General features: G+C 39.2%; 10 protein-coding genes. 9 read left to right on the top strand and 1 reads right to left on the bottom strand.

Annotation, left to right across the window (positions count from 1 at the left end):
* A partial coding sequence (locus OQZ33_RS18265; protein WP_265800689.1) for a hypothetical protein occupies positions 1 to 203 on the top strand: 203 nt, incomplete at its 5' end.
* Here OQZ33_RS18265 and OQZ33_RS18260 read toward each other — a convergent pair.
* On the bottom strand, positions 186 to 2153 hold the full coding sequence (locus OQZ33_RS18260) for a glycoside hydrolase family 97 protein (protein ID WP_265800687.1): 1968 nt from the start codon (positions 2151 to 2153) through the stop codon (positions 186 to 188). The two genes, OQZ33_RS18265 and OQZ33_RS18260, sit on opposite strands and share 18 nt — an antisense overlap.
* A gap of 254 nt (positions 2154 to 2407) precedes the next feature.
* Between OQZ33_RS18260 and OQZ33_RS18255 the strand changes: the two genes are divergently transcribed.
* The 8 genes from OQZ33_RS18255 to OQZ33_RS18220 all read left to right on the top strand — a co-directional run bounded on the left by OQZ33_RS18255 (position 2408) and on the right by OQZ33_RS18220 (position 14854).
* Positions 2408 to 5425 carry a SusC/RagA family TonB-linked outer membrane protein gene (locus OQZ33_RS18255; protein ID WP_265800685.1) on the top strand — a complete coding sequence of 1006 codons (3018 nt, stop codon included), beginning with the start codon at positions 2408 to 2410 and terminating at the stop codon, positions 5423 to 5425.
* Positions 5426 to 5451: 26 nt separating this feature from the next.
* The gene (locus OQZ33_RS18250) at positions 5452 to 6849 is read left to right on the top strand and encodes a SusD/RagB family nutrient-binding outer membrane lipoprotein (protein WP_265800683.1); all 1398 of its coding nucleotides are present in this window, start codon (positions 5452 to 5454) and stop codon (positions 6847 to 6849) included.
* A gap of 26 nt (positions 6850 to 6875) precedes the next feature.
* Positions 6876 to 8549: a M1 family metallopeptidase gene (locus tag OQZ33_RS18245; protein WP_265800682.1), complete on the top strand. Its 1674-nt coding sequence runs from the start codon at positions 6876 to 6878 to the stop codon at positions 8547 to 8549.
* 194 nt (positions 8550 to 8743) lie between these two features.
* Complete coding sequence (locus tag OQZ33_RS18240; RefSeq protein ID WP_265800680.1) at positions 8744 to 9661, top strand: dihydrodipicolinate synthase family protein; 918 nt, start codon at positions 8744 to 8746, stop codon at positions 9659 to 9661.
* 9 nt (positions 9662 to 9670) lie between these two features.
* The gene (locus OQZ33_RS18235; protein ID WP_265800678.1) at positions 9671 to 11254 is read left to right on the top strand and encodes an aldehyde dehydrogenase (NADP(+)); all 1584 of its coding nucleotides are present in this window, start codon (positions 9671 to 9673) and stop codon (positions 11252 to 11254) included.
* A complete protein-coding gene (locus OQZ33_RS18230) occupies positions 11251 to 12252 on the top strand; it encodes a 4-hydroxyproline epimerase (RefSeq protein WP_265800676.1) in 1002 nt (333 codons plus the stop codon). Before OQZ33_RS18235 ends, OQZ33_RS18230 begins: the two co-directional genes overlap by 4 nt.
* A 31-nt stretch (positions 12253 to 12283) precedes the next feature.
* Positions 12284 to 13528: an NAD(P)/FAD-dependent oxidoreductase gene (locus OQZ33_RS18225; RefSeq protein WP_265800675.1), complete on the top strand. Its 1245-nt coding sequence runs from the start codon at positions 12284 to 12286 to the stop codon at positions 13526 to 13528.
* Between the two features lie 426 nt (positions 13529 to 13954).
* Positions 13955 to 14854 carry an AraC family transcriptional regulator gene (locus OQZ33_RS18220; protein ID WP_265800674.1) on the top strand — a complete coding sequence of 300 codons (900 nt, stop codon included), beginning with the start codon at positions 13955 to 13957 and terminating at the stop codon, positions 14852 to 14854.
* Positions 14855 to 14960 lie beyond the last annotated feature (106 nt).

The following is a 14960-nucleotide window of genomic DNA, read 5'->3' as shown; positions in this document are numbered from 1 at the left end:
GTATTCCATTGCGGATTTCGGGCTTAGCATCTGATTCACGGGTGTTCTTGCAATTAACCTTCCTAAGCAAATTCAGCATGAGGCGCATTGTGGTTAGCAGTCTAAATTCTGTAACCAAAGACCTCGCCACTAATGTTCATAATGGTTTTTTAAATTCTCTCATTCATCGCATCATCCTTTTCACATCAATCAATTGGGGTTAAAACAGCACACCAGCCACCACCTTTCTCCATTTTAATAGTTATTTTATCGGTTTGGTTCACTTTCGTACTTGAAATTTTATAATCTGCAGCATGTCGATCGGCATTTATGCCATCACTTAAAATATCAATGCGATAGGTTTTGCCATCGAGGAATGATAGCTGTTGATTCAAGCTTCGGGCATCCCAGTTGGTCATTGCAGATATGAACCATCTGTTGCCATTTTTCCGGGCTATCGCTGCATATTCGCCTACTTTTCCATCTAAGGCAATGGTTTCATCCCAAACAGTAGGAATTTGAGCAATAAATCGTGTGCACAGGCTATCTTTCAAATAGTTGGATGGATTGTCGGCGAGCATTTGAAGCGGGCTCTCATACATTACATACATAGCCACCTGATGTGCCCTCGTTCCCATACTCATAGGCTCGCTGTAAACAATGTTAAAATTCTTTTTGGTAGCATTAATCATTGCGCCAGGCGTATAATCCATTGGTCCGGCAGCCATCCTGATGAAAGGCAACGTTACATTATGTGTGGGCGTAATTTCGGTGCTCCATTTGTTGTTTTCCAAACCCCTCACTCCCTCATAACTTAAAACATTAGGATATTTATGGTTCAGGCCAACGGGCTTATAAGCGCCATGTAAATCTACCATTAACTCATATTTTGCCGCAGTTGCAGCCACTCTTTCATAAAAATTAACCATATACTGGTCTGCCCTGGCCATAAAATCAACCTTAATTCCCACTGCTCCCCACTTTTTATAAAGGGCTAAAATATGATCCATGTCTTTATCCAGCGGCCCCCAAAGTGTCCAAAGCCATACGCCGACGTTTTTCGATTTACCATAATCGATAATTTCCTGAATGTTGATGTCGGCTGTAGTATGTGTCAAATCGGTGGTGGTTTTTGTCCATCCTTCATCCAGCATAATATATTCTAAACCATATTTAGAAGCAAAATCAATATAATACTGATAAGTTTTAGTGTTGATGCCTGCTTTGAAATCAACGCCATAGATGTTATTGTCGTTCCACCAATCCCAGGCTACTTTACCAGGTTTAACCCAATTTGGGTTATTCAGGACTGAAGGACTTGATAGTTTATAAGTCAGGTTTGTCACCAGTAAATCTTTGTCTTCATCGCAAATGGCAATACTTCTCCATGGGAATTTTCTTTTGCCCGACGTTTTCGCCAGGTGTGTTTCTAATTTGGTAATTTTAATTCCCCTATCTCGAACCGGGGTACTTTCAGCGATATTTTTTGGATAGCCCGCTGTGAGTTTATTATTGCCCGAACCAAATAAAAACATATTTGGATAATCATAAAGATCTGCCTCGCTGATGAGCATTTTAACACCCGATTTGGAATAAATTAACATGGGTAAGGCAGCATGTTGCTGATGATTAAAGGAATTTAATGTCGAATCCTTGTATAAACTTTCAAAGTGCGATAGGAATTCAGGATCATTTTCCTGAGCCCAGAACACGCGGTTATTGTTCCCAAAGTCAAAATCTGCAATTTCATTTTCAACTTCAATGCGCTTAGCTTTTAAATTGGTTTCAAACCGATAAGCTACCCCATCGTTATATGCCCTAAAATAAATACTGTAATTGCCTTTGAAGTCTAACTTCAACTCATTGTAATGATCAATGATAGTTTTGCTCTTCACCGGGATATCGGCCACAATAACTTCATCATGTGAAACTTGCTTTTGACTGTTTAACTGAGGGTTTATTCCCAAGTTAATACCATTTTTTATGAACAGGGCTAGCTGGCTAGGCTGTAAAATTGTTTCAGCATTTCGCTTTATGCTCCAGGTAATTTTGTCATTTACGTCAATTCGAACTTTAGTTTTTCCATCTGGTGATTTCAGTTCAAAATCTTTAGCGAAGCTAATGCTGAAAGAACTTACAATAGCGATAAAAGTTAGTAATATGGTTTTATTCATTTCGTGAAAATTTACCACTAAAATTAAATGATGGTCGGGGGAATTGAATCTCTGTTTTTAGTGAGTTTTAGGCATATATTAACCAATCGTGGCACCCCAACTGACTGAGAAAACTGCGTTTAGCCTTTATTACTTCTTGGATTAATCTTTTGTAAAATTTCTGTTAATATTAGGTTACAACTGGCTAAAATTATTGTGTAGGATGCGTTTGCGTAAAGCTAAATTTGATTTGGACAAACAAACTAACTAACAAGATGATTACTAAACTAAAAACTACTTGCATAGGTATTTTTGTTTTCTGCTTCATGCTGGCATCCGCACAGGCACAAACAGAAAATTTTACCGGCAAAGTAAACGATCAATCAGGTGCAGCTGTACCTGGTATTTCGGTTAAAATTAAAGGTACTTCTAATGGGACATCAACCAATAGCGAAGGAAAATTTTCTCTGGTCAAGATTAATCCTTCGACATTAATTTTTAGTGGGATCGGTTATCAAACCAAAGAAGTGGCTTACACTGGTCAAAGTAATTTAACGGTTGTGTTGATAGAAGATCAGCAAATCCTGAGCGAAATTGTGGTTACTGCTTTAGGCGTAAAACGCGAAAAGCGAAATTTAACCTACAGTTCGCAGGAAGTAAAAGGCGACCAACTTACCCAAACCAAAGAACCAAATTTGGTAAATGCATTAGCGGGTAAGGTTTCGGGCGTTCAAATCACCAGTTCATCTGGTACTCCAGGCAGTTCATCGCGAATTGTAATCCGTGGTGCCAACTCACTCTATGGTAACAATGAGGCATTGATGGTAATTGATGGTATTCCGGTAAATAATGATGAAACAGGAAACTTAAATTCTGGCCCGGGTACCAACCGTATTGCCGATTTAGATCCAAATATTATTGAAAGCATTAACGTGTTGAAGGGGGGAGCAGCTACCGCCCTTTATGGTTCTGATGGAGCAAAGGGCGTTATCATCATTACTACTAAGGCTGGTGCTTTAAATAAAAAGCCATCATTAAATTTTACTTCTTCTTTTTCATTTGAGAAACCACTCATCCCTGACATTCAAAACAAGTATTCTTTAGGGTCAAATGGGGTTTACTTTGATGGTGTGAACCAAAAAACAAGTACATCATGGGGCGCAAGGATGGATACTTTAAAAATAAACGGGCAACCAGCGCAGGTTTACGATCAATCTGATTTGTTTTTCAAAACGGGCAAAACATATACCAATACACTTGCCTTAAACGGCGGCGGAACGTATAGTTCTTACTATCTTTCTTATACCAATCTATCTCAGGATGGAACTGTTCCATCAACCTCATTTGATCGGAATACTGTTTTTGGAAAATTTTCTACTCAAGTTATCAAGGATTTAAATATTACATTTTCGCTTAATTACGCCAATACTAAAAATAACAGACAACCAGAGGGATATGCCTTGGAGAGCCCGGTGTGGACCATTTTCTCTGCCCCGGTTTCCTATGATTTACAACCTTCAACCAACCCTGATGGATCGCAGCGTTTGTATCGTTTTTCCAGAAATAATCCTTACTGGGTATTGGATAATATCAAAAACACTTCAGTTGTCAATCGCTTTTTGCCAACATTCAATGCCGATTATAAGATATTACCCTGGTTAACTGTGATTGAGCGTTTTGGTGCCGATGTATTCGTAGAACAGGGCAAGTATATAGAGTCACTAGGGTCTGTTTCTAATCCCAACGGAAGAATTGTAAATAATAATACCAATTTCAGACAATATAACAACGATTTAATATTAAGCGCAAATAAAACCGCCGGCGATTTTACCATAGATGCACTTTTGGGAAATAATATTATTTCTACTTACAGTCAAAATTCTTACGCCAATGGTTTGGGTATCACTGTGCCTGATTTTAATAATATCAGTAGTGCCTCTACGGTTAAATTTACAGAAAATAGCTACCTCACCAGAAAAATAGGTTTTTATCTTCAATCTAACATCGATTACAAAAAGTTTATCATTTTATCGCTTACCGGAAGATATGATGGTACTTCGGTGCTGGCTAAAGAAAATAATTTCTATCCTTATGGTTCTGCAGCCACCAGCTTTATCTTTTCTAAATTCTTTTCTAAGGGATTAGCAGATGTAATGAATTTCGGAAAGCTGAGGTTTTCTTACAGTACGGTTGGAAATGCCAGTATAGGTGCTTACAATTTACTCACGCCTTATGAATCGCAAAATATCAGAAATATTGCCTTCCCTTATCAGGGGCAATCTGGGTTTCTGATTAGCCCTACCCTAAATAACCCTAATCTAAGAAATGAACGTATTAATGAATTCGAAGTAGGTTTAGAACTTGGTTTCTTTAAAAACCGATTAAGCCTGGAGACGTCTTATTTTGATAAGAAGACGGGTAATGGAATAATACCCACTGTGGCACTTGCTGCATCAACAGGTTACAATTCTACCAGTGTTAATTCGGCAGTTATGCGTAACAGGGGATTAGAGGTATTGTTAAATGCAAGTCCCATTAAAACCGAAAATTTCAATTGGGACCTGACATTGAATTTTAGTCGGATCAGAAATAAAGTGTTATCGATAGGTCAAAACCTCGAAATGATAGGTAATGGTTTTACCTATGTTATAGTAGATCAGCCATATGGCGTAATTTACGGCTCAAAATATGCCAGAAATCCAGAAGGGAAATTATTGATCGGAGATGATGGATTGCCATTTCAGGCAGATGAGCAAGGTATCATCGGTAACATCAACCCAGATTACATGGCGGGAATTGTTAACAATTTCAAGTATAAACAATTTACTTTCAGTTTTGCTTTTGATATGAAAAAGGGAGGGGATATTCAAAACAATGTGGATGGCTATGGTTATTTTTATGGAACACCAAAAGTTACCGAAAACCGTGAGCCCAGAGTTGTTGAAGGGGTAAATGTAAATACGGGTCAGCCCAATACGGTTTCTGTAACTGGCCAGGCTTATTACCAACGTGCTAATGGTGTGTTAGAATCAGTTATTCAGGATGGTACCTACGTCAAATTACGTAACGCAAGCATCGGCTATAATTTCAATCCGAATTGGATTAAGAAAACAGGTTTTAAAAACATATCATTAAATGTTACCGGCAGAAATTTATGGATATATGCCCCGCATTTTACAGGTGGTGATCCTGAGGTAAGTTCATTTGGATCATCAAATGGCTCTCAGGGGATATATTCATTCTCTACGCCAACTTCCCGATCCATCGATTTTACATTGAAATTAACGTTGTAATCAATTATCAATTAGAAAGAAAAATTATGAAAAGGATATATTTTGTTATCGCGGTTTTATACCTGGTATCACTTACTTCGTGTAAAAAATATTTAGATGTGAATACCGATCCCAACAGGCCGATTGATGTAAAGGAATCGTTGATTTTACCACCGGTTCAAATGCTGATATCTCAAAACATTAATGCCTCTGGTGATGCAAGTTTAAGCATTGTTTTACAGCAGTATGTTCAGGTAATTGCCTTAAACCAGGTGGCGCCGAACCAAGGTACCTATTTAATGTATAATATTGACATGGACGGAGATTGGAACAATGTTTATGTAAGAACGTTGAACAATTTAAGCTTATTGAATACGAAAGCAACAGCCAATGGCAATTTTAAATATGCCGCAATTGCAAAAATTCTAACCGCTTATTGTTTAGGTTATGCTACCGATGCCTGGGGCGATATTCCATACAGCCAGGCTTTCAAAGGATCGGAAAATACTAAGCCTGCTTATGATACACAGCAGCAAATTTATGTTCAGATACAACAGTTATTAGATCAGGGGATTGAAGATGCCAACAAAAATGCGGGTTTAAGTCCGGGTGGTGATGATTTTATGTATGCGGGTGATATGGCAAAATGGAAAAAATTAGCCTATACCCTTAAAGCCCGTTACTATATGCATTTAATTAAAGCACCAGGTTTTACCGCTGCAGCACAGGCACAACTTGCCCTTACCGCCTTGAATAACGGAATGCAAAGCAATGCTGATGACTGTAAAGTTGCCTTCAGTGGTGCGGCAGGAGCTGAAAATCCATGGCAACAAAACTTTTTACCTGCCAGTACGCTTGTGCTAGCCAATACTTTTGTTGATGGATTTAAAACCCGAAACGATCCTCGGTTAACTAAAATGATTGCTCCTGCTGTTCAAACTGGTTTGTTCACCGGTAGACAAATTGGCCTCGATGATATTGGAAGTTTAGAGTCTTACTCTATTCCAGCATCTTTTTATGCCGGGGCAAATGCCAATAATTATTTGGTAAATTATACTGAAGCACTATTTTTAAAAGCTGAAGCCACTAACATTATTTCTGGCGCAACGGCAGCTCAGCCCATTTATCAGGATGGAATTCGGAAACACATGGAAAAAGTTGGCGTAGCTACAACAGATATTAATGCTTATTTATCGGCAAGAGGAACACTAACCGCGACAAATGCATTGCGATTCATTATCGAGGAGAAATTTATAGCAAACTTTTTAAACGCAGAGAATTTTACCGATTGGCGTAGAACCGGTTTTCCGGCATTAACAAAAGTTAGAAATGCCTTATCCGAAATCCCAAGAAGGGTGTTATATCCAAATTCTGAAATAACGGCTAATCCGCAACCACAGCAAAAAGCAAAAACAACCGATCGTTTATGGTGGGATGTTAATTAATCACGACTTAAATCCTGTCAAGCAAGATGAAAAATTTTATTTGTGTCCCGATTTTGTTATTGCTCATGCTTTCAAATACCATGTTGTTTGCGCAGGATACTAACCGCTACACGCGAGCCGATACACTTCGCGGAAGTTTAACACCCGAGCGCACGTGGTGGGATGTTCAGCGTTACGAACTTGCTTTTAACCCCGATTATACTCACAAAAGTATTTCGGGTGCTAATGAAATTGTGTACAAGGTAGTGCAGCAGAATGACGGAAAGATTAACATGCAAATCGATCTCCAGGAACCATTGGTTATCGATAGCATTCAGTACAATAATCAATCAAAGCTGAAGTTTGATCATGTTGGAAGTGTTTGGTATGCCCAGGTTCCACCCCAAAAAATAGGGATGAATAATCGGGTAAAAATTTTTTATCATGGGCAGGTGCATCAGGCTAAACGTGCCCCTTGGGATGGTGGGTTTATTTTTAAAGTGGATTCATTATCGCGACCATGGATGACCGTTGCCTGCCAGGGTTTGGGCGCATCTGTATGGTATCCAAATAAAGACCATCAAAGTGATGAACCCGATCTGGGGGCATCCTTAACGATGACCGTTCCCGATACCCTTGTTGGGGTAGGCAACGGAAAGTTGGTTTTTAAGAAAAATAACAATGATGGCACTGTAACCTATAAATACAACGTGGTTAATCCGATCAGCAACTATTGCATCATTCCATACATTGGTAAATATGTAAAATTTACAGAAAGTTACCCCGGAGAAAAAGGCAAACTCAACTTAAACTATTGGGTGTTGGATTATAACCTTAAAAAGGCTAAAAATTATATGCCAGATCAGGTTCACAAAATGCTGAAAAGCTTTGAGTACTGGTTTGGGCCTTATCCATTTTATGAAGATGGTTATCAACTCATCGATGCCTCACATACCGGGATGGAGCACCAGTCGGCTGTATCTTATGGAAATAAATACAAATTTGGTTATTTAGGCAGAGACATGTCGGGCAATGGTTGGGGATTGAAATATGATTTCATCATTATCCACGAAAGTGGCCATGAATGGTTTGGCAACAACATTACCACAAACGATTTGGCAGATATGTGGGTGCACGAAGGCTTTACAAATTATAGCGAAACACTTTTTATAGATTACAATTTTGGAGAAAAGGCTGGAAATGAATATAATTTTGGCATTAGAAAAGGAATTAAAAATGATCGTCCGATTATTCCCGCTTATGGTGTAAATGCTCAGGGCAGTGGCGATATGTATCCAAAAGCAGGAAACATGCTGCATTCAATTCGGCACAGTCTGGACAACGACGGGCTTTTCAGATCAATCCTCAGAGGGCTAAACAAAACATTTTACCATAAAACAGTAACGAGCGCCCAGATCGAAACTTATTTCTCGAAAAAAGCTGGTTACTCTTTTACAAAAGTTTTTGATCAGTATTTAAAAACTACTCAAATTCCCGTGTTGGAATATTTTATAAAAGATGGTGTAGTGAATTATCGATATAGCAATTGTGTTGAAGGCTTTAACCTACCACTGATATTAAAAAAAGCAGGGGTTCCAACTTTAAAAATTTTCCCTTTAAGTAAATGGAATCAGATGAAAATTGCCGCTGGCCAGGCAGCATTATTCGATAAATCAGCAATAGAATCAATGTATTATATCCAGGTTAAGCAACCTAAATAACGAAAAGTTAAATGGTGTATTTATAGTTGATATCGGTTAAAATACAATAAATCTACCCTAAAGCTATACCTTAACTTTGAAAGAATGTTTTTAAAACGACTTTTACCTTATCATTTATTCAATGATGGTATGGCAAACCGCCTAAAAACATCATCACATTCAAAAAGAAATTATTATCAATAAAAATTTTAAAAATGGCAATAAACTGGACTGGGGTTTTCCCGGCTGTAACTACAAAATTTACAGCAAATGACGAATTGGATTTTGCAGCATTTGATTTAAATATCGAAGCGCAATTAGAAGCTGGAGCTAATGGAATTATTCTTGGCGGATCACTTGGAGAAGCCAGCGTACTTACTGATGATGAAAAGTTTGGCTTGTTATCTCATACATTAGCATTGGTTAATGGTAGGGTTCCGGTTTTATTAAATATTGCTGAGGCAACCACCAAAAAAGCAATCGAAGTTGCTAAAAAGGCCGAATCTCTTGGAGCACAGGGTTTGATGTTATTACCGCCTATGCGCTATTATGCTTCTTCAGCTGAAACTTTGGTGTTTTTTGGCGCAATTGCAGAATCAACAGATTTGCCCATTATGATTTATAACAATCCTGTTGATTATAAAATTGAAGTGACGCTGGATATGTTCGAGGAGTTGACGAAATATCCAAATATTCAGGCCATTAAAGAATCTACAAGGGATGTTTCCAACGTAACTAGATTGATTAACCGATTTGGTGACCGTTTTAAAATCTTTACCGGAGTTGATCCTCTGGCAATGGAAAGTATTGTAATGGGGGCACATGGATGGGTAGCAGGGTTAGTTGATGCCTTTCCTAAAGAAACTGTAGCGATTTTTAATCTCATCAAAGAGAATAGAATTAGTGAAGCTCTAACTATTTACCGCTGGTTTTTACCAGTATTGGAACTGGACATTCATCCAAAACTTGTTCAGTATATCAAGCTGGCTGAAGTGGCGACCGGGTTAGGTACTGAAGCAGTAAGAGCGCCGCGTTTACCAATTGAAGGAGAAGAAAGAATTAAAGTGTTGAAGATTATAAATGATGCACTAGCTGTTCGTCCGGAGCTTCCGGCTGGAAGCTGGGGCAAATAAATATTACTTATGAACGGAAGAAATATAGTTGCCAGTGAGTTTGTAGCGGGTAATGAAGCTAATCTGAGAGCAATAAATCCGGCAACGGGTTTGTTGCTGGATGGCGATTTTGTTAAAGCAAGCGAAACAGCGGTTAACGATGCTTTGATGGCTGCGACAATTGCGTTTAAAAATTATCGTGTACTTCATAAAGATAAAAAGGCAGCTTTTTTAAACGCAATTGCTGATGAAATTACGAATATAGGTGAAGTTTTGGTTTCACGGGCATCTGCGGAGAGCGGCTTGCCATTGGCCAGATTACAGGGAGAGCTGGGCAGAACAACAGGACAACTGCGGTTATTTGCAAATCTTGTTGCTGAAGGCTCGTGGGTTGATGCAGTTATTGATACCGCCATGCCGGAAAGGCAACCGCTGCCCCGGCCCGATATTCGTAAAATGCTTGTGCCCATCGGTCCCGTGGTAGTTTTCGGGGCAAGTAATTTTCCATTGGCGTTTTCCGTAGCCGGTGGCGATACCGCTTCGGCTTTAGCTTCTGGTTGTCCGGTAATAGTAAAGGCACACCCGGCACATTATGGTACCAGTGCCCTGGTAGGAGAAGCTATCGTTAAAGCGGTAGAAAAAACGGGCATGCCAAAAGGTGTATTTTCTTTATTATTTGATGATGGTTATTCAATCGGATCAGCACTGGTGTTGCATCCTCAAACCAAAGCAGTAACCTTTACCGGTTCTTATCATGGTGGTATGGCCTTGGTTAAACTGGCACAAGAACGTAAACAGCCGATTCCGGTTTTTGTCGAAATGGGAAGCATTAACCCAATTGTTTTGCTGCCCAATGCCATAAAAAACAAAGCCGAGGAACTGGCCAAGAAGTATGCTGCATCTATCACTTTAGGGGCCGGACAGTTTTGCACCAATCCAGGTTTAATGTTGGCCATATCTTCAGCAGAACTGGAAACATTTAAGCAGGTATTGACTGATGAAATTTCGAAAGTTCCATCAGCAACAATGCTTACTGAAGGAATAGCAAAGAATTATGCAAAGCTTTCTACAGAAATCACCGCGGAAGATGGTGTTGAACTGATCGCGGCATCAGCGGTAAAAAACGAATCGCTACAAAATCAATCTGAGGCCAGAATCGCGTATGTAGATGCGGCTAAGTTTATTCAAAATCCAAAACTTCATGAAGAAATTTTTGGACCCTATTCGCTCTTAGTGGTATCAAAAGATATAGCCGAGCTTAAAAAAGTAATCGCTGTACTGGAAGGTCAATTAACCGTTACCATTATGGCCGATTCAAATGAGCTTCAACAATACCAGTCGCTTGTTCATCAACTTACAGATAAAACTGGGCGAATCATTTTAAATGGTGTGCCTACAGGTGTAGAGGTTTGTGCCGCCATGCAACATGGAGGGCCTTTCCCTGCCACAAACGATAGTCGGTTTACTTCGGTTGGTTCATCTGCAATTTATCGCTTTGTCCGTCCGCTTGCCTACCAGGATTGGGAGCAGGAACTTTTACCGGATGAGTTAAAAGATGACAATCCTTTTGGAATTTTTAGAATGGTAAACCAGCTACTTACAAAAGACATATGAGTAAAACTTTTTTTTGTGTAGATGCACATACATGCGGAAATCCGGTGAGATTAGTAGCTGGGGGCGGCCCGCAATTAGCGGGCGCCAACATGAGCGAAAAACGACAACACTTTTTAAAGGAATTTGATTGGATAAGAACGGGTTTAATGTTTGAACCACGTGGACACGACATGATGTCTGGCAGCATTCTTTATCCGCCTCACGATCCTGAAAACGATGTTGCCGTACTGTTTATCGAAACCAGTGGTTGTTTACCCATGTGCGGCCATGGTACAATCGGAACCATCACTATCGCCATTGAAGAAGGATTGATTCAGCCGAAAATTCCAGGCATCATCCGTATGGAAGCACCTGCAGGATTGGTGCAAATTGCTTACCTGCAAGAAGGAAAAAAGGTAAAATCAGTTAAGCTCAAAAATGTAGCTTCTTATCTGGCGGCAGAAAATCTCAAAATTGAATGCCCCGATCTTGGTGTTTTAACATTCGATGTTGCCTACGGCGGTAACTTTTATGCGATCATTGATCCACAAACAAATTTCCCAGGGCTCGAAAATTATACGGCTTCGCAGTTAATTACCTGGAGCCAGATCATTCGCAAACGAATCAATGAGCAATATACATTTATACATCCGCAAGATGAAACCATCAATGGATGCAGCCATATATTGTGGACAGGTAAAACGTTAGATCCTACATCGACAGCCAGAAATGCTGTTTTCTACGGAGATAAAGCAATCGACAGATCACCTTGCGGCACAGGTACATCGGCCCGTATGGCACAATGGTATGCCAAAGGAAAACTTAAATTAGGTGAAGATTTTATCCATGAAAGTTTCATCGGCAGCAAATTTACGGGAAGAGTAGAAGAAGAAGTTGACTTAGCTGGCTTTAAAGCTATTATACCAAGTGTAGAAGGATGGGCAAAAGTTTTTGGTTACAACACCATAAAAATAGATGCTGAAGATGATCCGTATGCACATGGATTTCAAGTAATTTAATCAGGGGCTTTTTAGTTTAAAACGAAAAATAATGTCGAAAGTATTAATAATAGGTGGAGGAATCGTTGGACTAAGCTCAGCATATTATCTTCAAAAAAAAGGTTTTCAGGTAACGGTTATTGATAAGGGTGATATTACAGATAATTGTTCTTTCGGCAATGCCGGGATGATTGTGCCAAGTCATTTTGTTCCCCTGGCTGCTCCGGGCATGATTAGCCAGGGAATACGGTGGATGTTTAACAGTAAAAGCCCTTTTTATGTTCGTCCCTCATTAAATGCAAGCCTTATTGGCTGGGGTTTAACCTTTATGAAACATGCCAATGAAAAGCATCTTGCTAAATCTGCAGAACCGCTGCGTGATTTATCTTTACTCAGCAAAAAGTTATATGAAGATTTAGCTAAAGCGTCTGATTTTAGTTTCGAGCTAACCAATAAAGGAATTCTTGCTTTTTACAAAACAGAGAAAGCAGGCGAGGAGGAAGCCCATTTGGCCGAAAAGGCAAAAACACTGGGTTTGGATATGGGCGTTTTATCGGCACAGGAATGTAAAATATTACAACCCGATCTAAATTTAGACGTTTTGGGTGCTGTGCATTACCGTTGCGATGCACATTTATATCCCGCCAAATTGATGAACGCGTTGCTGGATTATCTTAATAAAAATGGTGTAGATATTATTCGTGGCAAGGAAGTAGACAAGATCGAATGCAATGGAGATCAGATCACAAAAGTATTTTCAGGAGAAACCTTTTGGGAAGCAGATCAATTCGTGCTTGCCACAGGTTCGTGGTCGCCTGCAGTAGCTAGAATGGCCGATTTAAAAGTGTCCTTAATGCCCGGCAAGGGTTATTCATTTATGGAAAAGGAACCTCAAAACCGCCTGACCATTCCTGCCTTATTGTGCGAGGCCAGAGTAGCAATTACGCCGATGAACGGAAGCATCCGTTATGGCGGAACGATGGAACTCGATAAAATTAATACCAGAATAAATATGCAGCGAGTAAAGGGGATTGTCGAATCTATTCCCAAATATTTTCCTGATTTAAACCCTGCGGTTCCTGATGAAAAGGATATCTGGTATGGCTTCCGGCCTTCATCGCCCGATGGCTTACCTTATATTAGTCGCAGTGTTAAAAGGAAGAATTTGATTATCGCAACTGGCCACGGGATGATGGGTTTGAGCTTAGGTCCGGCAACAGGTTTATTGGTGAGCCAGATTATTGCTGAGGAAAAACCTGAAATGGACATCAAGGCTTTTGTCGCTGAACGCAGTTAATACTTGCTAAACCATAATTTAAGTACCCAATCTATCGCATAAAATCAATTTCAACCCGTTTTATGCCGGTCGTAATTACGACGAACCATCCTTTGAAGACTATCAAATCAACCTCACTCGATTAAAAAACATTCGATTGAGGTTTTTTATTGCTAAAAAATCCCTTCTGCAGAAGATAAGATATCAATTCTGGCAGTAAACGATTAAAGGTTCCGTTAAACATTATTGTTAAAGTAATGACTCTAAACTAAAACGGCATCTTTATTTTGATCTTTTCAAGTTAAACCTAAATCAAAAAAACTACATTTTTTTTGCGTTTTGTAGAATATTAGCGAATAGTAGCAGGATTTTAACCGTATTTAGATTTTACTCGGTTTTTTAAGTTAATATCCTTATATTCATATTGTCAACCAACCAACTAAACAAATGAAAGTATTACCATTTACTATGCTTGTCCCTGATGACAAGAGTGTGATTTCGGAGCACATTTGCATACCTCATTTTTATCAATATCTTCACAGGCATGATGAATGGCAAATCACTTTCATCGAAAAAGGAGAGGGAACCCTAATTGCCGGCAATGATATGCATACTTTTATGCCGGGAGATGTGTTTGTAATCGGCGCAAAGTTGCCCCATCTCTTCAAAAGTAACCCTGAATATTTTACCAACCAGGATATATCAGTCGCTGCCTGTTCTGTTTATTTTAATCCTACCGGGATTCTAGCCTCTTTATTTGATCTTCCTGAAATGAAACTGGCCAGCGCTTATCTATCCAAAAATAAGCATGGGTTTAAAATTTCTGCCGGTTACACCAAAAAAATATCACAAAAGATGTTCGATGTACATCACGCTTCAGGTTCTGATACACTCTTTGCTTTTCTAAATCTGATTACAGGCCTTCAGGATCTGGGAGAAAATATAGAACCACTGTGTTCGGATCTTTACTCTTCAAATGTTTCTGAAAACGAAGGGATGAGGTTAAGTAAAATCATCAATTTTATTACTGAAAATTACAATAATCAAATCAGCCTGGAAGATGTGGCAAATGCAGCTTTTATGACTCCACAGGCATTTTGCAGGTATTTCAAAAAACACACAGGTCATACTTTTGTATCGTTCCTCAACGAAGTAAGGATTAATGACGCGTGTAAAAGTCTTCTTTCTGGTCAGAAAGCAGATTGTATTTCTGGTGTGGCGTACAAAGCTGGTTTTAATAGTATTACCAACTTTAACAGGGTATTTAAGAGCATAATCGGCCAGTCTCCAAGGGCTTACATTGATACATACAACAGCGTGAGCAGAGTTACTTACGTTAGTGCTTAAAACAAAATAAACGTCAATTTTTTATTGAATGCTATGGCTATCTTTTTTTGATGGAGGCATTTGCTATATCTTTTTTTTAATAATTATGTTCAGCGTAACCCAAAAA

Source organism: Pedobacter sp. MC2016-05 (assembly GCF_026239735.1).
Lineage (GTDB): Bacteria > Bacteroidota > Bacteroidia > Sphingobacteriales > Sphingobacteriaceae > Pedobacter.
Note: the sequence above shows the minus strand (reverse complement) of the source record. Positions and strands in the feature narration are given on the sequence as shown.

Coding starts and splice junctions, on each gene's coding strand:
- OQZ33_RS18260 (WP_265800687.1), bottom strand. CDS start 2,153: ATGAATAAAACCATATTACTAACTTTTATCGCTATTGTAAGTTCTTTC.
- OQZ33_RS18255 (WP_265800685.1), top strand. CDS start 2,408: ATGATTACTAAACTAAAAACTACTTGCATAGGTATTTTTGTTTTCTGC.
- OQZ33_RS18250 (WP_265800683.1), top strand. CDS start 5,452: ATGAAAAGGATATATTTTGTTATCGCGGTTTTATACCTGGTATCACTT.
- OQZ33_RS18245 (WP_265800682.1), top strand. CDS start 6,876: ATGAAAAATTTTATTTGTGTCCCGATTTTGTTATTGCTCATGCTTTCA.
- OQZ33_RS18240 (WP_265800680.1), top strand. CDS start 8,744: ATGGCAATAAACTGGACTGGGGTTTTCCCGGCTGTAACTACAAAATTT.
- OQZ33_RS18235 (WP_265800678.1), top strand. CDS start 9,671: ATGAACGGAAGAAATATAGTTGCCAGTGAGTTTGTAGCGGGTAATGAA.
- OQZ33_RS18230 (WP_265800676.1), top strand. CDS start 11,251: ATGAGTAAAACTTTTTTTTGTGTAGATGCACATACATGCGGAAATCCG.
- OQZ33_RS18225 (WP_265800675.1), top strand. CDS start 12,284: ATGTCGAAAGTATTAATAATAGGTGGAGGAATCGTTGGACTAAGCTCA.
- OQZ33_RS18220 (WP_265800674.1), top strand. CDS start 13,955: ATGAAAGTATTACCATTTACTATGCTTGTCCCTGATGACAAGAGTGTG.